This is a genomic window from Rathayibacter sp. AY1D5, from assembly GCF_002932515.1.
In the GTDB taxonomy this organism is placed as follows: Bacteria; Actinomycetota; Actinomycetes; order Actinomycetales; family Microbacteriaceae; genus Rathayibacter.
This window is the reverse complement of record NZ_PSVU01000002.1, coordinates 44,114-65,190: the sequence shown is the minus strand read 5'-3', so window position 1 is coordinate 65,190 and position 21,077 is coordinate 44,114. Positions and strand designations below refer to the sequence as shown.

Sequence of the window (21,077 nt, the reverse complement as noted above, 5' to 3'; positions counted from 1 at the left end):
GTCGCGAGCGGCAGCCGCTCAGACGAGCGAGTCCCGCCAGGCCGCGTGCAGGGTGGCGAAGCGGCCCTCGCCGGCGATGAGCGCCTCCGGGGTGCCGTCCTCGACGATGCGGCCGTGCTCCATCACCAGCACCCGGTCGGCGATCGCGACCGTCGAGAGGCGGTGCGCGATGATGACCGCCGTGCGGTCCGCCAGGAGCGTCTGCAGGCCCTGCTGCACCAGGCGCTCGCTCGGGATGTCGAGGGAGGAGGTCGCCTCGTCCAGGATCAGCACCGCCGGGTCGGCCAGGAACGCGCGGGCGAACGAGATCAGCTGGCGCTGACCGGCCGAGACGCGGCCGCCGCGCTTGTTCACGTCGGTGTCGTAGCCGTCCGGCAGCGCCTGGATGAACTCGTGCGCGCCGACCGCCTGCGCGGCCCGGACGATCTCGTCGTAGGACGCGGTCGGCCGCCCGATCGCGATGTTGTCGGCGACGGATCCGGAGAAGAGGTACGCCTCCTGGGTGACCATCACGATCGCGCGCCGCAGGTCCCTCGGGTGCAGCTGCCGCAGGTCCACGCCGTCGAGGGTCACCACGCCGTCGCTCGGGTCGTAGAAGCGCGAGATCAGCTTGGCGAGCGTCGTCTTGCCGGCGCCCGTGGACCCGACGAGGGCGATGGTCTGCCCTGCGGGGATGTCGAGGTCGAAGCGCGGCAGCACCTCGCGGTCGGCGGTGTAGGCGAAGCGGACGCCCTCGAAGCCGAGGCGGCCCCGCGCCTGGCGCAGGTCGACCGGGCGGGCCGGATCCGGGACGCTCGGCTCCTCGGCCAGCACGCCCGAGATCTTCTCGAGCGCGGCGGCCGCCGACTGGTAGGAGTTGTAGAACATCGCCATCTCCTGCACCGGGTCGAAGAAGCGCCGGGTGTAGAGCAGGACCGCCAGCAGCGCGCCGATCTCGAGCCCGCCGTCGAGCACGCGGACGCCGCCGATGAACAGCACCACGGCGACGGTGACGTTGCCGATCAGCACGAGCCCGGGGTCGAAGGTGCCGAACACCCCGAAGACGCGCTTGTAGGCGAGCCGGTACTGCTCGACGACCCCGCCGAACACCGACTCGTTGCGCTTCTGCGTGCGGAAGGTCTGCACGGCGCGGATGCCGGTCATCGACTCCACGAACTGCACGATGAGCCGCGACGAGGCGACGCGGGTGCCGCGGAACAGCGCCTGCGACCGCTTCTGGAACCAGCGGGTGAGCAGCGCGAGCGGCACCAGGGCGCAGGCGAGCACGATGCCGCTCACGCCGTCCAGGGAGACGAGGGCGATCGCGACGAAGCCCATGTAGAGCGCACCCTGCACCAGCTGGTTGATGCCGGAGTCGAGCAGCTCGCGGATGGAGTCGAGGTCGCTGGTCTGGCGCGAGATGATCCGGCCGGAGGTGTAGTTCTCGTGGAACTCCAGGCTCAGCTTCTGGGTGTGCAGGAAGACCCGCTTGCGCAGGTCGATCAGGATCGCCTGGCTCACCCGCGCGGAGAGCACGGTGTACCAGGCGACCAGGAGCGCGCCGACGAGTCCGGTGAGGATGTAGGCGCCGACCGTGACCGCCAGCGGGACCGCGTTCCCCGCGAGGACCGCGGGCAGGCCGTTGTCGATGCCCGCCGCGATCAGCGCCGGTCCCGCGACCTGGGCAGCGGTCGCGACGACGACCACGACCGCGGTGAGCACCAGCCGCAGCCGGAGCGGCCGCAGCAGGGAGCCGAGCAGCCGCAGCGAGCGCCGGCGCAGAGCCGCCGACTCCGCTCTGCTGAGGTCGTCGCGCTCCTCGGAGGAACCGAGCGTGCTCATGATCGCGTCTCCTGGTGGGTCGTCGTGGGGCGGGAGCCGATGCGCTCGGTCCCGGCGGGCCGGGTCAGCTCGTCCTCCTCGAGGCTCGAGATGACGAAGCGGTAGTGCGGGCTGCTCGCGAGCAGCTCGCTGTGGGTGCCGACCGCGGTGATGCGGCCCTCCTCCATCAGTGCCACGCGATCGGCGAGCGCCACCGTCGAGGGGCGGTGGGCGACGATGATCGCCGTGGTGTCGCCGAGCACGCGGCGCAGCCCCGCCTCGACGCGCGCCTCCGTGTCGACGTCGAGCGCCGAGAGCGGGTCGTCGAGGACGAGCACCGCCGGACGCGCGGCCACCGCGCGGGCGAGGGCCAGGCGCTGGCGCTGGCCGCCGGAGAGGCTCATCCCCTCCTCGCCCACCTTCGTGTCCAGGCCCTCGGGAAGGCGGTGGACGAAGTCGGCCTGCGCGATCTCGAGGGCCTCGAGCAGCTCCTCCTCGGTCGCGTCGGGTCGGCCGAGGAGGACGTTCTCGCGCACGCTGGTGGAGAAGAGCGTCGCGTCCTCGAACGCCATGCCGATGTGCGTGCGCAGCTCGTCGCGGCGGAGCCGGCGGATGTCGACGCCGTCGAGCTCGATGGCTCCGCCGGTCACGTCGTAGAGGCGCGGGAGCAGCGCGGTGAGCGTCGTCTTCCCGGAGCCGGTGATGCCGACCAGTGCCATCGTCTCGCCCGGCTCGACCTCGAGGTCGACGCCGTCGAGGAGGTCGCGGTAGCGCTCGGGGGCGTCCTGGTAGCGGAAGTGGACGTCGCGGAAGCGCACCCGACCGCGCGGCTCGAGGATCGTCTCGGGGTCCTCCGGGTCGGTGATGGTGTTCCGGCTGTCCATCACCTCGAAGTAGCGGTCGACCGCCGTGCGGGTGTCGAAGGTCATCGAGAGGAGGAAGCCGATCGACTCCACCGGCCAGCGCAGCACGGTCGCGGTGGCGAAGAAGGCGAACAGCTCGCCGACGCTCAGCTGGCCGGCCGCGGCGAGCCAGACCCCGCCGAGCAGGCAGAGCGCGAACGCGATGTCCGGCACCAGCAGCAGGACGAACCAGATCCCGGCGATGGCGCGGGCCTTGTCGATCTCGGTGCCGCGGAGCTTCTCGGCCTGGCCGGCGAAGTTCTCCAGCGCGTGCTGGTGGCGGCCGAAGGCCTTGAGGACGCGGATGCCGTGCACCGACTGCTCGACGGTCGTGGCGAGGTCGCCCGCCTGGTCCTGGCTGCGGCGCGCGATGCTCGAGTAGCGCTTCTCGAACGCGAACCCGTAGATCCAGACCGGGATCGAGCACACGACGAAGAGCACGCCGAGGATCGGGTTCCAGTAGACGAGGACGCCGAAGCCGACGACGATCGTCAGCGCGTTGACCACGAGCAGGACGAAGCCGAAGGCGATCCAGCGGCGGATGAGGCTGAGGTCGCTCATCGCCCGCGACAGGAGCTGCCCGCTCTGCCAGCGGTCGTGGAACGAGACGGGGAGGTCCTGCAGGCGGCTGTAGAGCGCCGAGCGCATGCGCGCCTCGATCCGCGTGCTGGGGGTGAGGACCATCCGGCGGCGCAGCGCGATGGCACCGGCCTCGACGACGCCGAGCACGAGGATGACGGCGACCGGGCCGATCAGCGTCCCGAGGTCGCCGGAGCCGGCGGAGGCCGCTCCGTCCCCCAGCGGCCCGTCGACGAGCTGCTGCAGGACGATCGGGATGACCAGCGACACCAGGCTCGCCACGAGCGCGACCGCGATGCCGCCTACCAGCCGGGGCAGGGAGTCGCCGACGAAGGGGACGAGGCGCAGCAGGGTCTGCAGCGTGCTCGGGCGCTTCTGCGCGGGGGCGCCGGGAGACGGGAGGGCGGGAGCGGACACGGCGGAGGGCTTTCGCGACGAGGGCGGGGCCTCCCCTGCCGGGTGGGCGGGGAGGCGGGAGGTGCCACCGGGCCGGAGAGCTCCGGGCAGCCTTGAAGGCTATACCCCGGCTATACGCCCCGTCCAGCGGCCGCCGCGATCCGGCGGTTCCCCCCGCCTCCGCCGTCAGCGGACGCGGACCGAGAGGCAGGTGACGCAGCCCTCGAGCTTCTCGAACTCCGAGACGTCCACGGTGAGGACGCGGTAGCCCAGGCTCCGCAGCAGCTCGGCGCTCCGGGGAGCGGAGGCGGCCATCAGGAGTGTGTCGTCGTCGAGGACGACCACGTGGGCGCCCGGCTCCTCGGGCATCGGCAGGAAGGAGGGGAACAGGCGCGGCTCGTCGACGACCGGCTCCCAGCCGATGACCGTGCCGTCGGGCAGCGCGGTCACGGCGCTCTTGAGGTGCAGCACCTTCGTCAGCGGGACCGCGACGACGTCGTACCCGCGGGGGCGGAGGATCGCGCGCAGCTGGGCGACCCCCGCCGCGTCGGTCCGGCCTCCGCGGCCGACGTAGACCGTCGATCCCACCTTGAGGACGTCGCCGCCGTCGAGCGTGCCCGGCTCCTCGATGCGGTCGACCGTCAGGCCGAGGGCGCGGACGGCCTCCTCGGCGCCCGCCGTCTCTCCACGGCGGGACTCCGCTCCGGACCGGGCGATCACAGCGTGGTCGCCGAAGACGACGACCGCGTCCTCGAGGAAGACGGAGTCGGCGAGTCCGGGCGCCGGTGCGGCCTCGACCGTCTCCCAGCCGGCCCGCTCGAGCAGGTCGACGTACGCCTCCCACTGCTGCTGGGCGCGCTGCTGGTCGACGGGGACGCGCTCGAGGTGGGTGAGCTCGCCCGCCGAGAGGTCGGCGGCCGGGGCCCGGACGATCGCGATGCGGCGGTCGGTGACGACGGCGGCCGGCGCGCCCGTGGTGCGGAGGCGGTTCCAGAGCGCGCGGCCGACGCTCGCCGCCGAGACGGTGAACGCGAGCAGGAAGACGAGGTTGAGTCCGGCGAAGGTCTGGAAGATGGAGGCCCAGACGGCGCCCGTGACGGCCTCGCCGGTGGCGCTGGCCTGGACGAGCGTGCCGAACACGGCTCCGACCACACCCGCGACGAGTCCCGCGAGGGCGGCGCTCCAGGTGCGTCCGAGCATCCCCGCGACGGCGAGGACGAGGACGACCACGAAGCCGAGCACGCTCGAGAGCAGGAAATAGGCGTTGACCTGCGGGATGGAGCCGGGCTGCAGCTGGTTGCCGATGAAGAAGGCCAGCAGGTTGGCGAGGTGCGCCACGAGCGCGGTCGCCGCGGCGGCGAGCAGCGCGACGAGGATCCGGCGGCCCGTCCCGGGCGCGCGGTCCCGGTTCGGGGCGATCGTGGTCGCGGCGGTCGGGGTGTCGGGAGTGGACGCGGGCGTCGAGTCGGAAGGCACCCGGTGACCCTACGCGCCCCCGCCCGCGCCCCGCCTGTCGATCCCCTAGCAGCCCCCTAAGAGCCGCCCACCGCACGGCAGAGCGGTTTCAGCGGCGTCCCGTGCCCAGCGATTCCCGTGACCGGCGACGCACCCCGCTCCACGGAACGCACCCCATCGCCGAGCCGACCGCGCCCCGCCGCGCAGGGAGCGGCCAGGAAGAAGCCCACCGCAAGGCAGAGCCGGTTCAGCGGGAATCGCGTGCCAAGCGATTTCCGCGACCGGCGACGCACCCCGCTCTACGGGGCGCACCACATCGCCGAGCCGACCGCGCCCCGCCGCGCGGGGAGCGGCGGGGAAGACGAACACGCCAAGGCAGAGCCGGTTCAGCGGGAATCGCGTGCCAAGCGATTCCCGCGACCGGCGACGCACCCCGCTCTACGGGGCGCACCACATCGCCAAGCCGACCGCGCCCCGCCGCGCAGGGAGCGGCGGGGAAGACGAGCACCGCAAGGCAGAGCCGGTTCAGCGGGAATCGCGTGCCAAGCGATTCCCGCGACCGGCGACGCACCCCGCTCTACGGAACGCACCCCGTCGCGAAGCCGACCGCGCCCCGCCGCGCAGGGAGCGGCGGGGAGATCGAACACCACTTCTTCCACCGAGTGACGGGCGCGGAGCGCCCGTCACTCAGTGGAAGAAGTGCCGCTCCCCCGTCGTGTACATCGTGACGCCGGCGCTAGCGGCCGCGTCGATGACCTCGGCGTCGCGGACGGAGCCGCCGGGCTGGACGACGGCCTTCACGCCGGCGGCGAGGAGCACCTCGAGGCCGTCGGCGAAGGGGAAGAACGCGTCGGAGGCGGCGACGGAGCCGGGGGCGCGGTCGCCGGCGCGGGTGACGGCGAGATGGCAGGAGTCGACGCGGTTGACCTGGCCCATGCCGACCCCGACGGAGGCGCCGCCCTTGGCGAGGAGGATCGCGTTCGACTTGACGGCGCGGCAGGCCTTCCACGCGAACTCGAGGTCGAGCATCGTGTCTGCGTCGGCGGGCTCGCCGGCGACGAGCTGCCAGCCGGAGCTGACCTCGCCGGGGCCGCCGATGAAGCGGTCCGGCTCCTGCAGCAGCAGGCCGCCGGAGATCTGCTTGAACTCGCGCTCGACGGGGGCGTAGAAGTCGGGGAGCTGCAGCAGGCGCAGGTTCTTCTTGGTCTTCAGCACCTCGAGCGCCTCGGGCTCGAAGCCGGGGGCGACGAGCACCTCGGTGAAGATCTCCTTCACCGTCTCGGCCATGGCGAGGGTGACGGGCCGGTTCGCGGCGATGACGCCGCCGAAGGCCGACACCGGGTCGCACTCGTGGGCGCGGCGGTGGGCGGAGGCGATGGGGTCGATCGCCTTCGAGCTCGCGATCGCGATGCCGCACGGGTTCGCGTGCTTGATGATCGCGACGGCGGGCAGTACGAAGTCGTACGCCGCGCGGACGGCCGCGTCGGCGTCGACGTAGTTGTTGTAGGACATCTCCTTGCCGTGCAGCTGCGTCGCCTGCGCGATGCCGGTGCCGTCGGGCGAGACGTAGAGGGCCGCCTTCTGGTGCGAGTTCTCGCCGTAGCGGAGGACCTGCTGCAGGGTCCCGCGGATCTCGACCGAGCCCTCGACGCCCTCGGCCGCCTCCTGCCCGGCGAACCAGGCGGCGACGGCGGAGTCGTAGGAGGCGGTGTGCGCGAAGGCGCGGGCCGCCAGGGTGCGGCGCGCGGCGAGCGTCGTGCCGCCGTCGGCGAGGGCGGTCGCGATCCCGGAGTAGTCGGCCGGGTCGACGACGATCGCGACGTTCGCGTGGTTCTTCGCGGAGGCGCGGACGAGGGCCGGGCCCCCGATGTCGATGTTCTCGACCACGGTCGCCGGGTCGGCGCCGCCGGCGACGGTCTCGCGGAACGGGTACAGGTTCACCACGACCAGCTCGAACGCGGCGATGTCGAGCTGCTCCAGCTGCTCGCGGTGCGAGGCGAGCCTCAGGTCGGCGAGGATGCCCGCGTGCACGGCCGGGTGCAGCGTCTTCACGCGGCCGTCGAGCGACTCCGGGAACCCGGTGACGGCCGAGACGTCGGTGACCTCGTGGCCGGCGCCGCGGAGGGTCGCTGCGGTCGAGCCGGTGGAGACGAGCTCGACGCCGGCCGCGGCGAGCGCCGCTCCGAGCTCGAGCAGGCCGGTCTTGTCGCTGACCGAGATCAGCGCCCGGCGGACGGGGACCCGGTCGCGGTCGTCGTAGCTGCTGGGGTCGTGGGCGGTGATGCTCATGCGCGGGCGAGCTCCTCGAGGTCGACGGTTCCGTGGGCGATGTCGAGCACCGTCTGCACCAGCAGGCGACGCTCGATGGTCTTGATGCGCTCGTGCAGCGCGTCCTCGCTCTCGCCGAGGAGCACGGCGAGGCTCTCCTGGGCGATGACGGGGCCCGTGTCGACGCCGGTGTCGATCACGTGCACGGTGACGCCGGTCTCGGTCGCGCCGGCGGCGAGGGCGTCGCGGACGGCGTGGGCGCCGGGGAAGAGGGGCAGCAGGGCGGGATGGGTGTTGATCATCCGCGGGCTGAGCGCGTCCACCACCACGGGCGGCAGGATGCGCATGAAGCCCGCGCAGACGACGAGGTCGGGCTCCCACTCCCGGATGCGCCCGAGCAGGGCGGCGCCCCACTCGTCGCGGGAGGAGAAGTCGCGCGGCGCGACCGTGAAGGCGGGGACTCCGCGCTCCTCGGCGTGGCGGAAGCCCTCGGCGTCGGTGTCGCTGCCGACCGCGACGATGCGGGCGGGGAAGCCCTCGTCGCCGGTGGCGTCCAGCAGGGCGCGGAGGTTCGATCCGCCGCCGGAGAGGAGCACGACCAACTTCAGCACTGCGCAAGTCTAGGGGGACGCCTCCGCCGGCGTCAGCCGCGTCGGCTGCGGCCCGCGGCGAGGCCCAGGCCCGCGGCCAGCGCGAGCTCGAGGGCGGCGACCGCCCCGACGACGAGCGGGTCCGGGCCCACCTGGGCGAGCCGCCCGGGCCCGGCGGCGCCCGCCGAGAACCAGGCGAGGAGCCCGAGCAGCAGGCCGCCGACCACGCCGATCCCGCCGGCCGCGGCCGCGCCCCAGCGCAGAAGCGAGCGTCCGTCGAGCGCCTCGATCACGCCGCGCCGCAGCCGCCATCCCGCGGCGAACCCGGCGAGCAGCGGCACGAGCAGCCCGAGGAAGCCGAAGGCCGAGTCCCCTGCGGGCAGTGCGGCGAGGACCGGGATCGACGGGATCGGTCCGAGCAGCGTTCCGGCCGCGCTCACGGAGGAGCCGGTGCCGAGGGCGAAGCCCGGGCCGATCAGCCAGCTCGCCGCCCAGATCACCAGGTTCGGGAGGAACGCGAGCTGCCCGAGAGTGAGGGCCAGGCCGCCGAGCGCCTCGGCGTCGAGGCTCTCGTAGAGCGCGACGACCGAGGTGTAGTGCACGACCAGCAGCACGGCGACGAGCACCGCCGCGACTCCGACCACGCCGGCCGCGGCGAGCACTCCCCCGCGCAGCGACGCGAGGACGAGCCCGGGCCCCGGCGCGGGGACGCGGTCGAGCGCGGAGGCGGCCAGCTCGCCGAGGGGGTCGGCCTCGTCGCTGCGGGCGGAGTGGAGCGCTGCTCCGACGAGCACCCCCAGCGCGAAGACGAGCGGCGGCAGCAGCGTCCCCTGCAGGGGATCGACGGTGGCGGCCGGGTCCGCGGATCCGAGCGAGACCAGGAGCGCGATCGCCAGGTAGGTCGCGATCGCGACGAGGACGCCGATGGCCCGGAACGGCGACTCCTGGGCGCGGCGGCCGGTGCGCGCGCCGAGCAGCACGGTGAGGAGCGCGAAGGCCAGCGGAGCGATCGTCACCGGGAAGGCGTCCGCGCCTCCGGGCAGCGCGACGGCGAGGGCGGAGTCGGGGGCCAGCGCCGCCTGCAGGTCGGCCCCGTGGCCGAGCAGCCAGGCGTCGGCGGCGACCCGCCAGAACACGCCGAAGTCGACCGTCGTGTCGTACTGCACGGCCCAGAGGACGGTCAGCGGGACGAGCGGGATCGCGATCCCGATCAGCGCCGACAGCGCGGCGTCGAAGGCGGCGAGGAGGGCGACGGTGATCCGGTTCATGGGCCTGACGAGCCTAGCGGCGGCGCGCTCGGAGGCGGGTCAGGGGCGCGCCGCCCGGCCCTCTAGTGTCGGAGCCATGACGGGGACCTCGGACGCACGGACGGAGCGCGGCCTGGACCGCCTCGTGAACTTCTCCGACGCCGTCGTCGCCATCGCCATCACGTTCCTCGTCCTCCCCCTGGTCGACGTGGTCGAGGAGGGCCGCGCGGCCGATCTGGGGTCCCTCCTCACCGGGCACTACGGCACCCTCTCCGCCTTCTTCATCACGTTCGCCGTGATCGGGCGGCTCTGGGCGGTCCACCACTCCGTCTTCGAGGGCGTGGCCCGGTACTCGCCCGCGCTCGTCGTCGCGAACTTCGTCTGGCTGGCCGCGGTCGTCCTGCTCCCCTTCGCGGCGAACCTGATCTCGAACGTGCTCGACACCGACGGCAGCGTCATCGCGCTCTACATCGGCACGATGATCGCGGCGAGCGCGGCGACCCTCGCGATGCAGCTCATCGTGCGCCGCGATCCGGATCTCCTGGCCCCGGGGGCGGAGCCGCGGCGCTCCCTCTCGAGGTCGCTGATCGTGATCAGCGTCCTCCTCGCGGCCCTCGTGCTCGCCGTCGCGGTGCCGGCCGTCAACATGTTCGCGCTCCTGCTGCTCCTGCTCTCGGGTCCGATCGAGCGCCTGGTGCACCGCGGGCGCCCCGGGGGACGCGCGGCCCACCGCCGGACGGAGCGCGGGCTCGACCGGCTCGTCAACTTCTCGGACGCGACCGCCGCCATCGCCATCACCGTCCTCGTCCTGCCGCTGGTGCAGCTGGCTCCCGAGGTCGCCCGGGAGGGCGGCGGAGTCCCGGCGCTGCTCGCGGAGCACCTGGACTCGGTCCTCGCCTTCGCGCTCTCCTTCGCGGTCATCGCCGTCTTCTGGATCCCCCACCACCGCGTCTTCGAGATCGCCGGGGACTACGACGGCGCCCTGGTGTGGCTGGACCTGCTCTGGCTGGCCGCGCTGGCGTTCTTCCCGTTCTCGACGAGCGCGCTGGCGCTGTTCCCGGACTCCCGGGCGACGATCGGGCTCTACATCGGCACGATGGCCGCGATGAGCGGGGCGCTGGTCCTGATCGAGCTGCGCCTCTCCCGGCACCCGGAGCTCAGGCGGCCCGGCGCAGGGCCCCTGCCGCTCGCGCCCGCCCTGCTGCCCTTCGCGCTGCTCCTCGTCGCACTGGCGCTGGCGCTGCTGGTCCCGTCGGTCGGGCTCTGGTGGCTGCTCCTGCTCCTGCTGCAGCGGCCCGTCCGGGCACTGCTCGCGCGGCGCTGATCCTCAGGCGCCGGGCGTCCAGCCCAGCTGCGGGGCGATGCGCTCGGCGACGGCGCGCAGGATGCGCCGGTGCGACTCCACCCCGCCGACCGCCGGGAGCGTCACCGTGAGCGCGTCCGCCTCCGCGAGCGCCGGATCCGCGGCGAGCGATGCGACGATCCGCTCCGGGCTCCCGACATGGAGGGGGCTGAAGCGCATCGGGGCGGCGATGATCGACCGGTCGGCCGTGCGGGGGCGGCCCTCGTCGTCCATCCGCGCGAGGTAGCCCTCGATGAAGGGGCGGTGCGCCTCCTCGTCGGCGGCGTCGAGCAGCGGCAGCACGATCCGGCCCGCCGTCACCCTCGATGTGCGCCCCGGGTGCGCGGCGGAGAAGGCCTCGCGGTAGGCGCGGATCTGCACCGCCTGCTGCTCGGCGAACGGCAGGCCCGTCTCCTCCGTGTTGAGCGTGGACACCTGCAGGTGCATGCCCTGCTCGCCCGCCCGGACCGCGGAGGCCACCGTTCCCGCCCCGTACCAGAGCCGGTCGGCGAGGCCGGGCGCGTGCGGCTGCTGAACCAGCGGAGCGCCGACCGGGACCGACATCAGGGCCGACTCCGCGACGCCGAGCACGGCGCCCGAGAGCGCCTCGCGGAGTCGCGCGATGCGCTCCTGCGCCTCCTCGCGGAAGTCGCGCTCGGCCTGCCCGAACACCCCGTCGAAGACGGAGGAGAGATGCGCGAAGCCGCTGCTGACGCCGAGGTCGAGGCGTCCGCCCGAGAGCAGGTCCACGGTCGCGGCGTCCTCGGCGAGGCGCACGGGCGACTCGTAGCGGGCGCCGATGACCGCGGTCCCGAGGCGGAGGCGGCGGGTCCGCTGGGAGGCGGCCGCGAAGAAGGTCATCGGAGACGCGAGGTAGCGCTCGAAGTGCCGCACGCGGACCCAGCCGGTGCCGTAGCCGAGCTCCTCGGCGAGCTCGAGCAGGGCCAGCCCGTCCTCGAGGCTCCGCGCGGCGTCGCCGGGCTGCTCGGGGCCCTCCGGGTACGGCACGAAGGTCAGCAGGTCGAGTCCGAGGCGGCGGGTCACGCTGCGACGCTACTCCGGCCGGACCCGCCCCGACGACGGAACGGACGGCGCCGCCCGCCGGAGCAGGGGCACCGTCCGTTCCGACGGTGGTGCGGGGAGGACGGGCGCTAGAGCGCCGCGTAGACCTCGCGGAGCAGGTCGGCCGTCTCGGAGGGCGTCTTGCCGACCTTCACGCCCGCGGCCTCGAGGGCCTCCTTCTTGGCCTGCGCGGTGCCGGCCGAGCCGGAGACGATGGCGCCGGCGTGGCCCATCGTCTTGCCCTCGGGGGCGGTGAAGCCCGCGACGTAGCCGACGACGGGCTTCGTGACGTTCGCCTTGATGAAGTCCGCGGCGCGCTCCTCGGCGTCGCCGCCGATCTCGCCGATCATCACGATCGCCTTCGTCTCGGGGTCGGCCTCGAACGCGGCGAGCGCATCGATGTGCGTCGTGCCGATGATCGGGTCGCCGCCGATGCCGATCGCGGTCGAGAAGCCCAGGTCGCGCAGCTCGTACATCATCTGGTAGGTCAGGGTGCCCGACTTCGAGACGAGGCCGATCGGGCCCTTGCCGGTGATCGTCGCGGGGGTGATGCCCACGAGCGACTCGCCCGGCGTGATGATGCCGGGGCAGTTGGGGCCGATGATCCGCGTCTTGTTCCCCTTCTCCTGCGCGTACGCCCAGAACTCCGCGGAATCCTGCACCGGGATGCCCTCGGTGATGACGACGAGGAGGCCGATCTCGGCGTCGATCGCCTCGATGACGGCGTCCTTCGAGAAGGCGGGCGGCACGAACGCGATGGAGACGTCGGCGCCGGTGGCCTCCATCGCCTCCTTCACGGTGCCGAAGACGGGGAGCTCGACGTCGCCGTGGGTGACGGTCGTGCCGGCCTTGCGGGCGTTGACGCCGCCGACCACGTTCGTGCCGGCCTTGAGCATCAGCGCGGTGTGCTTGGTGCCCTCGCCGCCGGTGATGCCCTGGACGATGACCTTGGAGTCCTTGGTGAGGAAGATCGACATGCTTGTTCTCTGATTCCTTGAGTCGTCGGGTCCGTTACGCGGCGGCGAGTTCGGCGGCCTTGTCGGCGCCCTCGTCCATGGTCGCGGCGAGCGTGATGAGCGGGTTGGCGGCGGCCTGGAGGATCGCGCGGCCCTCCTCGACCTTGTTGCCGTCGAGGCGGACGACGAGCGGCTTCGTGGCCGAGTCGCCGAGGATCTCGAGCGCCTGGAGGATGCCGTTGGCGACCGCGTCGCACGCGGTGATGCCGCCGAAGACGTTGACGAAGACGCTCTTGACCTGCTCGTCGCCGAGGATCACGTCGAGGCCGTTCGCCATCACCTGGGCGGAGGCTCCGCCGCCGATGTCGAGGAAGTTGGCCGGCTTCACGCCGTTGTGCCTCTCTCCGGCGTAGGCGACGACGTCGAGGGTCGACATGACCAGGCCCGCGCCGTTGCCGATGATGCCGACCTCGCCGTCGAGCTTCACGTAGTTGAGGTCGTTCTCCTTGGCCTTCGCCTCGAGCGGGTCGGCAGCGTCCTTGTCCTCGAGCGCGGCGTGGTCCGCGTGGCGGAAGCCGGCGTTCTCGTCGAGCGAGACCTTGCCGTCGAGCGCGACGATGTCGCCCTCCTCGGTGAGCACGAGCGGGTTCACCTCGACGAGCGTGGCGTCCTCGCCGGTGTAGACGTCGTAGAGCTTCACCAGGACGGGCGCGACCTTGGCGATCAGCTCCTCCGGGAACTTCGCCGCGCGGGCGATCTCCTCGGCCTTGGCCTGGTCGATGCCCTGGCCGGGGACGACCTCGACGCGCGCGAGGGCGTCGGGGCGCTCGACGGCGAGCTGCTCGATCTCCATGCCGCCCTCGTAGGAGGTGAGCGAGAGGTAGGAGCGGTTGGCCCGGTCCAGCAGCACCGAGAAGTAGAACTCGCGGTCGATGCGCGCACCGCCGGCGACCATGACGCGCTTGACGACGTGGCCCTTGATGTCGAGGCCGAGGATCGACTGCGCCGCGGCGAACGCGTCCTCGGGGGTCTTCGCGACCTTCACGCCGCCCGCCTTGCCGCGGCCGCCGATCTTGACCTGCGCCTTGACGACGGTGACGCCGCCCAGCTTCTCCGCCGCGGCGCGCACCTCCTCCGGCGTGTCGGCGACGATGCCCGGGAGCACGGGGACGCCGTACTTCTCGAACAGATCACGGGCCTGGTATTCGAAGAGATCCACGCTGCATTCCCATTCCGCGCCGAGCGCGCTTGCGTTTCGAGTTCGAGGTGGCCCGGACGACGCCGGAGTCTCGGCACTGTCCCTGGGCCGCGCCGAGTCTACTCCGCACCCGCCGGGGGCTTCCCGTGCGGTCGCTCCGCGCCCGCCGGACGCCCGCCGGGGGCACCGGCTCCTCCTCCGCCGGCCGCTCCCGCGTAGCGTGGAGCCATGTCGTCGGCCTCCCGCACCCTGGACGTCTTCCGCGAGGGCGTGTTCCTGCTGGCGGGCGCGCGCGCGATCCTCCTCCAGATCGCGCACCCGGCGGTCGGGCAGGGCGTCGCCGACCACTCCGACTTCGTGCACCGGGCCGTGAACCGCCTGCACGGGACGCTCTCCTACCTCTACGTCCTGCACTACGGCACTCCCGAGGACGTGCGCGCCGTCCGCCGCCGCGTGAACAGGGCGCACGTGCCCGTGCGCGGCCCCGGCTACACGGCCTTCGACCCGGAGCTGCAGCGCTGGGTCGCGGCGACGCTCACCCAGTCGATGCTGCAGCTCTACGAGGGCACCTTCGGTGCGCTGAGCGAGGAGGAGGCGGACGACATCGTGCGCCGCTCCGTCGTCGTCGGCGCGGCCCTGCAGATGCCCGCGGACCTCTGGCCCGACTCCCGCACCGCGTTCGACGCCTATTGGGAGCGGGAGCTGGAGCGCCTCGAGGTCACGCCCGCGGCCCGCCAGGTCGCCCACGACCTGCTGGGCCCGAGCATCGCCGCCTGGTACCTGCGCCCGCTCGGCCCCTACCTCCGCCTGATCACCGCCGGTCTGCTCCCGGCGGCGCTCCGCGAGCCCTTCGGCTTCCACTGGACCGCACGGCAGGAGGCGCGGTTCGAGCGGGCGCTCTCGCGCACCTTCGCCGTCTACCGCCTGCTTCCCGCGATCGTGAGGACGGCGCCCAGCCGCTACTACCTCGCCCGGGTCCGACGCGACGCTCAGAAGCCGGCCACGACCTCCCAGCCCGCGTAGGCGGCGAGCTCCAGCCCGAGCGCCTGCGCGGCCGCACGCGCCTCGTCGATCCCGCGCTCGTCGCGCACGTCGACGGTGACCGGCACGCTGTCGCCGAACCCCGCGATCTCGACCCGCGCGCTCGTCGGACCGCTGTAGAGCGGAACGTGCGCGTCCGCGGTCCGCGCGCCGACCACTCGCGAGCCGGTCGCCTCCGCGATCACCGCGAGGGCGAACGGAGCCGTCACCACCGCGTCCGTGTAGAGCGTCGCCTCGCCGCGCATCGCGCCTCCCGTCGTCCGACCCGCGAACCGGGCCGCAGCAGTCCGACTGTAGGCAGCCGCCCGCGCCTCCCGCACCCCCTTCCGCTCGGCGCCGGGATGCGCACTCCCCGCCCGTCCGTGCTGAACATCCGGTGCGGATCGCTCGACGCGGCCGCCCGGCGGATCTACGGTGAAGCACCCGGCATCCGCCGCGGCGGTCAACGACGACTGGAGCCTTGATGAGCATCACCGAACCCCGCACGGCCGAGGCCCCCGCCGCTCCCCCGCCCGCCGCCGGCTTCGGCACCCTCTCCGTCGCGGCCATCCTGGCGGAGGCGGCGCGGCGCACCCCTGACACGATCGCAATCCGCGTCGGCGAGCAGGCCGTCGACTACGCGACCCTCTGGCGGCAGACCCGTGCCTACGCCGGAGCCCTGCGCGCCCAGGGGATCGGACCGGGCGACCGCGTGGCCCTGCTCGTCCCGAACGTCCCCGACTTCCCCCGCGGCTACTTCGCCGTCCTCGCGCTCGGCGCCGTGGTGGTCCCCGTGCACGCCCTGCTCAAGCACGACGAGATCGCCTACGTCCTGCGCGACTCCGGAGCCGTCGCGCTCGTGTGCGCCGCTCCGCTGCTCGCCGAGGGGGCCGCCGGAGCGGACCTCGCCGACGTTCCCGTGCTGAGCGTGATGGTGCCCGACGGCACCGCCTCGCCCCTCCCGCGCCTGGAGGACCTCGCCGCGGAGGCGACCCCGATCGACGGCTACGTGCCCCGCTCCCCCTCCGACACGGCGACGATCCTCTACACCAGCGGCACCACCGGCCGCCCGAAGGGGGCGGAGGGGACGCACTTCGCGATCGTCTCGCAGTCGGACGTGCTGCTGATGAACACGTTCGACCTGCACCGCGGCGACGTGGTGCTCGGGGCGCTGCCGCTCTTCCACACCTTCGGGCAGGTCTGCGCGATGAACACGGCCTTCCGCACCGCCGCGACGGTCGTCCTGGTGCCGAAGTTCGACGGCGACGCCGCGCTCGAGGCGATGATCGCCCACGGCTGCACGGTCTTCGAGGGCGTGCCCACGATGTTTGTCGCCCTGCTCGACGCCGCGACCCGGCGCGAGGACCGGCCGCCGCTGCGCTACGCGGTCTCGGGAGGCGCCGCGCTGCCCGTCGCCGTGATCGAGCGCTTCCGCGAGGTGTTCGGCGTCGAGATCTACGAGGGCTACGGGCTCACCGAGACCTCCCCGGTCGCCACCTTCAACCACGTCGGAGTCCCGCCGCGGCCGGGCACGGTCGGCACGCCGATCTGGGGCGTCGAGGTCGAGGTCGCCCGCCCCGACGTGACCGACCGCGTCGAGCTGCTCCCCCGGGGCGAGCTCGGCGAGATCGTGGTGCGCGGGCACAACCTGATGAAGGGGTACCTCGGCAATCCGGCGGCGACCGCGGAGGCGGTGATCGACGGCTGGTTCCGCACCGGCGACCTGGGCACGAAGGACGAGGAGGACTACGTCCGCATCCTCGACCGCACGAAGGACATGATCATCCGCAACGGCTACAACGTGTACCCGCGCGAGGTCGAGGAGGTGCTGATCGGGCACCCGGCCGTGCAGAACGCAGCGGTCTTCGGGATCCCGGACGAGCGCCACGGCCAGGAGGTGATGGCCGCGGTGATCCTCGCCCCGTCGGCGACCGCCACCGCGGAGGAGCTGATCGCCTACGCGAACGAGCACCTCGCCGCCTTCAAGTTCCCCCGCCGCGTCGAGTTCGTCGACGCCCTCCCGCTCGGGCCCAGCGGCAAGATCCTCAAGCGGGAGCTCGTCGCGCGCTACGCAGGCTGACCACTTCCGCGAGATGCCACTCGGGTGAGCCCGCCACGGCGTGCCGCGCACCGGAGCGGCATCTCGCGGACGGCGACCAGAGGGCACACGGGAAGGGACGGACGTCAGCCGAGCAGTGACCAGACGGTCCCGGCGAGGACGGTGCCGACTGCGGCGCCCGCGAGGACCTGGGCGGGGGTGTGCGCACCGAGGCGCACCCTCGACCAGAGCACCCAGAGGACGATGGGCACGCTGATCAGCAGGGAGAGCGGTCCGTAGGCGATCAGCACGACGACGGCGCAAGTGGCGACCACCGCCGCGTGCCCGGACAGCTTCCAGACCAGGTTGACCACGCCGACGGCGAGCACCACGGCCACCGTCACCACGCCGAACGTGGTCACCGCGGCAGGAGCGCCGAGCGCGGCGAGCAGCACCAGTCCGGCCGCGATCGACACCAGCGCCAGCGCGATCGGCAGCGCCCGCTCGCGCCGGTCGGGCACGTGATGGTCGCCGTGGATCCGGCCGGTGCGCATCAGCAGGCGGATGACGAGGTAGGGCACCACCCCGACGAAGAGAGCTGCGAGCGCTCCCCAGGCGACACCGAGCAGGGGCGGATCCGCGACGCGCGCGCCGACCACGACCGGCACGAGCACCGCGAGGACCGCCGGGGAGAACGCCTCCGTCGCGAGCCGCGCGGCCGCCGATCCGGCCGCCACCGGACTAGATCTTCTCGATCGGCGCGACCTTGATCAGCAGCTTCTTGGCGCCCACCTGGTCGAAGAGCACGTGTGCGACGCGCTTCGAGCCCTCGCCCGTCACCGCGTTCACGCGCCCCTCACCGAAGTCGGTGTGCCGGATGCGGTCGCCCGCGATCAGCTCGAGGTCGCCGTTGTCGCGCACCATGCCGGTGATCCGGTTCGGGAACTCGCCCTTGGCCTTCGGCGCCGCGGCGAGCGCCTCCCGGAACTCGGTGTTCGATCGCGACTTGCCGAAGCCGGGCCGCTGAGCGTTCAGTGCCCGGGGCTGCGTGCCGCCGCGCGAGGTCGCCGCGCCGGGCGACTGGCGCCACTGGATCAGCTCTCCCGGGATCTCCTGCAGGAACCGGCTCGGCATCGCGACCGACGTCTCGCCGTACTGCGCGCGGGTCATCGCGAGCGAGAGGTAGAGGCGCTTGCGGGCCCGGGTGATCCCCACGTAGAACAGCCGCCGCTCCTCGGCCGGGCCGCCGGGCTCGTTCGCCGAGATGCGGTGCGGGAGCAGGTCCTCCTCGATGCCGGTGAGGAACACGGCGTCGTACTCGAGGCCCTTCGCCGTGTGCAGCGTCATCAGCGAGACGGTGCCGGAGTCGTCGTCGAGGTCGTCGGCCGCGGCGACCAGCGAGACCTCGGTGAGGAAGTCGACGAGCCCGCCGTCCGGGTTGTTGCGCGCGAACTCCTTGGTGACGGCGATGAGCTCGTCGACGTTCTCGGCGCGGGCCTCGTCCTGCGGGTCGCGGCTGGCGCGGAGCATGTCGAGGTAGCCGCTGCGGGTGAGGAGCGCCGTCAGCACCTCGTGCACCTTCGCCTCGCCGCCCTCCCGTGCGGGGGCGAGCATCAGCGCGCACTCGTCGAGGAGGGTCGCGAGGTCGACGATCGCCTTCGTCACCTTCGGGCCCATCCCGAGCGAGCCGGCGTTGCGCATCGCCTCCCGCAGGGTCACCGCGTTGGTGTCGGCGAACGACTGCAGCTGCGCCTCCGTCGCGGGGCCGATGCCCCGCTTCGGAGTGTTCATGATGCGCCGCAGCGCCAGCACGTCGGCCGGATTCGCCACCGTGATCAGGTACGCCAGGGCGTCCTTGATCTCGGCGCGCTCGTAGAACTTCGTGCCGCCCAGGATCCGGTAGGGCAGCGCGGAGCGGATGAAGATCTCCTCCAGCGCGCGGGTCTGCGCGTTGGTGCGGTAGAAGACCGCGATCTCGTCGTAGCCCGTGCCCGCCGCGTGCAGGCGGGCGATCTCGTCGACCACGAACTGCGCCTCGTCGTGACCCGAGTACCCGGTGTAGCCGACGATCTTCTCCCCGTCGCCGCTGGAGGACCAGAGGTTCTTCGCGCGACGGTCGAAGTTGTTCGAGATGACGGCGTTGGCCGCCGAGAGGATGTTCTGCGTCGAGCGGTAGTTCTGCTCGAGCAGGATCACGCGGCAGCCCGGGAAGTCGCGCTCGAACTCGACGATGTTGCGGATGTCGGCGCCGCGGAACGCGTAGATGGACTGGTCCGAATCGCCGACGACGGTGAGCGAGGCCCCCGGGATGGAGCCGTCGGCCGTGACCGGTCCGCGGTAGGGGCGGTCGAACTGCGCCGCCGCCATCGTCACCGGCGGCACGGGCCGGGTCAGCTCGTGGATCAGCGAGTACTGGGCGTGGTTCGTGTCCTGGTACTCGTCGACCAGCACGTGGCGGAAGCGCCGCTGGTACTTCGCGGCGACGTGCGGGAAAGCGCGGAAGAGGTAGACGGTCTGCGCGATCAGGTCGTCGAAGTCGAACGCGTTCGCCCCCTCGAGCGCCCGCGAGTAGGCCCGGAAGACCTGGAGGAACATCTCCTCGTTCGGGTCGCTGAGGTTCGCGGTGCGGGCGTAGGAGTCGACGTCGGCGAGCTCGTTCTTGAGCTTGGAGATCTTCGCGGAGGCGCTCGCGACGGTGATCCCGAGCGAGTCGGCCTCGAGGTCCTTCACGATGCGCTTGAGCAGGGCGCGCTGATCGCCCGAGTCGTAGATCGTGAACGACTTGGTCATGCCGAAGTTCTCGGCCTCGCGGCGCAGGATCCGCACGCAAGCGGAGTGGAACGTCGAGATCCACATCCCCTCGGCGCTCTGCCCCACCAGCTTCTCGACGCGCTCGCGCATCTCGGCCGCGGCCTTGTTGGTGAACGTGATCGCGAGGATCTGGCTCGGCCAGGCCTCGCCGTTGCCCAGGAGGCTCGCGATGCGCCGGGTGAGGACGCTGGTCTTGCCCGAGCCCGCACCCGCGACGATGAGCAGCGCGTCTCCGCGGTACTCGACCGCCTCGCGCTGCTGGGGGTTCAGCCCCGCGACGAGCTGCTCGTGCGCCGGGTCGGTGCGGGGCGCATCCCCGGGGCCGCCGGGGGGACCGACGATGACCGGGGTGGCGCGGGAGTCGCTCGGATCGAAGAGGAAGCTCATGTCCCTCCGAGTGTAGATCGCCCCTCCGACACCGGGAGCGGTCAGGCGGTCCGCTGACGCGGCGCGGGCGAGGTGAGCGCCCCACCGACGTCCAGTCCGCGCCACGCGAGGGAGAAGCCGAGCACGGCGAGCGCCGACGTCGACACCGCCAGGAGCTGCAGGAGCGCGAAGGCGGTGAGGTCCTTCGTGTCGTCGGGGTAGTACTGGATGCCCTGGACGGCGAGAGCCGCGAGCAGCACCACCACGATCACCGAGCACACCAGGAGCAACCGGTTCACCCCGCGCCGCGCGGGCCTCTTCGGCGCTCGGCCCACCTGGGCCCTGGTGGTCAGCCACGCGCAGGCGGCGGAGGCGGAGGCGAGCGCGACGAGGTCGGCCCCGAGGACGTCGCTCGCCCGGTGCCAGGAGGCGGCCATCGTCAGGTTGCCGACCAGCACCACGACCGCGCCGCCCAGCGCGAGCACGACGGTCCGCGCGCGCCCGGGGACGACCATCGCCAGGGCGAAGACCACCGAGACGGCCGCCGCGGTGTGCCCACTCGGGAAGCTGCCGCCTGTGTACCAGGAGTCGGTGTCGACCAGCTCGGGCCGCTCGAGGACCACGTTCTTGAGCAGCTGGGTGAGCCCGGCCGTGACGACGATCGAGCCGACGGAGGCGACGGCCAGCGCCGGGCGCCTCCGGATCAGCGCGATCGCCGCGACGAGCAGGGCGCCGACGACCATGGAGAGCGGGGTGACGTCCGCGAGCGCCCCCGCGGCGGCGCCGGTGGCCCGGCCGAAGACGAGGTCGGCGCCCCGGAGCCCCGAGTTCTCGACGCCCTGGCCCTGAGGGGTGAGCACGGCGAGCCAGTAGACGAAGGCGACGCCGATCACGGCGAGGACGGCGGTGGTGATCCAGCGGCGGGTGATGCGCTCTCGGGTGGACACGGGGCCTCCTCTCGAGGGTCGGGCGGGCGGTGGTGAGCCGATGATGCCAGCGCAGCCTCCGCGTCCGCTCGGCACGCGCCGGACGAGAACCCGATCGGCG

Annotated in this window: 16 protein-coding genes; 3 read left to right on the top strand and 13 right to left on the bottom strand. The window is 72.9% G+C overall.

What is annotated here, in order from left to right; genetic code table 11:
* Positions 1-18: 18 nt before the first annotated feature.
* From C5C82_RS01220 to C5C82_RS01195, 6 genes are all read right to left on the bottom strand, one after another.
* On the bottom strand, positions 19-1,821 hold the full coding sequence (locus tag C5C82_RS01220; protein ID WP_104354493.1) for an ABC transporter ATP-binding protein: 1,803 nt from the start codon (positions 1,819-1,821) through the stop codon (positions 19-21).
* On the bottom strand, positions 1,818-3,698 hold the full coding sequence (locus tag C5C82_RS01215) for an ABC transporter ATP-binding protein (RefSeq protein WP_104354492.1): 1,881 nt from the start codon (positions 3,696-3,698) through the stop codon (positions 1,818-1,820). Before C5C82_RS01215 ends, C5C82_RS01220 begins: the two co-directional genes overlap by 4 nt.
* Positions 3,699-3,863: 165 nt before the next feature.
* The gene (gene ddaH / locus C5C82_RS18145; RefSeq protein ID WP_308471849.1) at positions 3,864-5,153 is read right to left on the bottom strand and encodes a dimethylargininase; all 1,290 of its coding nucleotides are present in this window, start codon (positions 5,151-5,153) and stop codon (positions 3,864-3,866) included.
* A gap of 666 nt (positions 5,154-5,819) precedes the next feature.
* Entirely contained in the window at positions 5,820-7,421 is a 1,602-nt protein-coding gene (purH, locus tag C5C82_RS01205) for a bifunctional phosphoribosylaminoimidazolecarboxamide formyltransferase/IMP cyclohydrolase (RefSeq protein WP_104354491.1), read from the bottom strand.
* Positions 7,418-8,011, bottom strand: a complete 594-nt coding sequence (gene purN, locus C5C82_RS01200; RefSeq protein ID WP_104234179.1) for a phosphoribosylglycinamide formyltransferase — start codon at positions 8,009-8,011, stop codon at positions 7,418-7,420. The genes purH and purN overlap by 4 nt, the downstream gene beginning before the upstream one ends.
* Before the next feature lie 32 nt (positions 8,012-8,043).
* The gene (locus C5C82_RS01195) at positions 8,044-9,258 is read right to left on the bottom strand and encodes a DUF6350 family protein (RefSeq protein WP_104354490.1); all 1,215 of its coding nucleotides are present in this window, start codon (positions 9,256-9,258) and stop codon (positions 8,044-8,046) included.
* A 76-nt stretch (positions 9,259-9,334) separates the two neighbouring features.
* On the opposite strand from C5C82_RS01195, the gene C5C82_RS01190 reads away from it, so the two are divergent.
* Positions 9,335-10,561: a TMEM175 family protein gene (locus C5C82_RS01190; RefSeq protein ID WP_181067853.1), complete on the top strand. Its 1,227-nt coding sequence runs from the start codon at positions 9,335-9,337 to the stop codon at positions 10,559-10,561.
* Positions 10,562-10,564: 3 nt separating this feature from the next.
* Here C5C82_RS01190 and C5C82_RS01185 read toward each other — a convergent pair whose 3' ends face one another.
* The 3 genes from C5C82_RS01185 to sucC all read right to left on the bottom strand — a co-directional run bounded on the left by C5C82_RS01185 (position 10,565) and on the right by sucC (position 13,816).
* The gene (locus C5C82_RS01185; protein ID WP_104354489.1) at positions 10,565-11,623 is read right to left on the bottom strand and encodes an LLM class flavin-dependent oxidoreductase; all 1,059 of its coding nucleotides are present in this window, start codon (positions 11,621-11,623) and stop codon (positions 10,565-10,567) included.
* A 107-nt stretch (positions 11,624-11,730) separates the two neighbouring features.
* Positions 11,731-12,618, bottom strand: a complete 888-nt coding sequence (sucD, locus tag C5C82_RS01180) for a succinate--CoA ligase subunit alpha (protein WP_104354488.1) — start codon at positions 12,616-12,618, stop codon at positions 11,731-11,733.
* Between the two features lie 34 nt (positions 12,619-12,652).
* Positions 12,653-13,816 (bottom strand): ADP-forming succinate--CoA ligase subunit beta, encoded by a 1,164-nt coding sequence (gene sucC, locus C5C82_RS01175; RefSeq protein WP_104224928.1) that lies wholly within the window; start codon positions 13,814-13,816, stop codon positions 12,653-12,655.
* 207 nt (positions 13,817-14,023) lie between these two features.
* Between sucC and C5C82_RS01170 the strand changes: the two genes are divergently transcribed.
* A complete protein-coding gene (locus tag C5C82_RS01170; RefSeq protein ID WP_104354487.1) occupies positions 14,024-14,818 on the top strand; it encodes an oxygenase MpaB family protein in 795 nt (264 codons plus the stop codon).
* On the opposite strand, the gene C5C82_RS01165 is transcribed toward C5C82_RS01170, so the two are convergent.
* Positions 14,785-15,081 carry a hypothetical protein gene (locus C5C82_RS01165; protein ID WP_104224926.1) on the bottom strand — a complete coding sequence of 99 codons (297 nt, stop codon included), beginning with the start codon at positions 15,079-15,081 and terminating at the stop codon, positions 14,785-14,787. The genes C5C82_RS01170 and C5C82_RS01165 overlap by 34 nt on opposite strands.
* 218 nt (positions 15,082-15,299) lie before the next feature.
* On the opposite strand from C5C82_RS01165, the gene C5C82_RS01160 reads away from it, so the two are divergent.
* On the top strand, positions 15,300-16,895 hold the full coding sequence (locus tag C5C82_RS01160; RefSeq protein ID WP_104354486.1) for a long-chain fatty acid--CoA ligase: 1,596 nt from the start codon (positions 15,300-15,302) through the stop codon (positions 16,893-16,895).
* Between the two features lie 104 nt (positions 16,896-16,999).
* On the opposite strand, the gene C5C82_RS01155 is transcribed toward C5C82_RS01160, so the two are convergent.
* From C5C82_RS01155 to C5C82_RS01145, 3 genes are read right to left on the bottom strand one after another with little or no spacing between them, the layout of a single operon-like run.
* The gene (locus C5C82_RS01155) at positions 17,000-17,590 is read right to left on the bottom strand and encodes a phosphatase PAP2 family protein (protein WP_104263482.1); all 591 of its coding nucleotides are present in this window, start codon (positions 17,588-17,590) and stop codon (positions 17,000-17,002) included.
* Positions 17,591-17,594: 4 nt separating this feature from the next.
* Positions 17,595-20,051 carry an ATP-dependent helicase gene (locus C5C82_RS01150; protein WP_104354485.1) on the bottom strand — a complete coding sequence of 819 codons (2,457 nt, stop codon included), beginning with the start codon at positions 20,049-20,051 and terminating at the stop codon, positions 17,595-17,597.
* 41 nt (positions 20,052-20,092) lie between these two features.
* Positions 20,093-20,977, bottom strand: a complete 885-nt coding sequence (locus C5C82_RS01145) for a phosphatase PAP2 family protein (protein ID WP_104354484.1) — start codon at positions 20,975-20,977, stop codon at positions 20,093-20,095.
* Positions 20,978-21,077 lie beyond the last annotated feature (100 nt).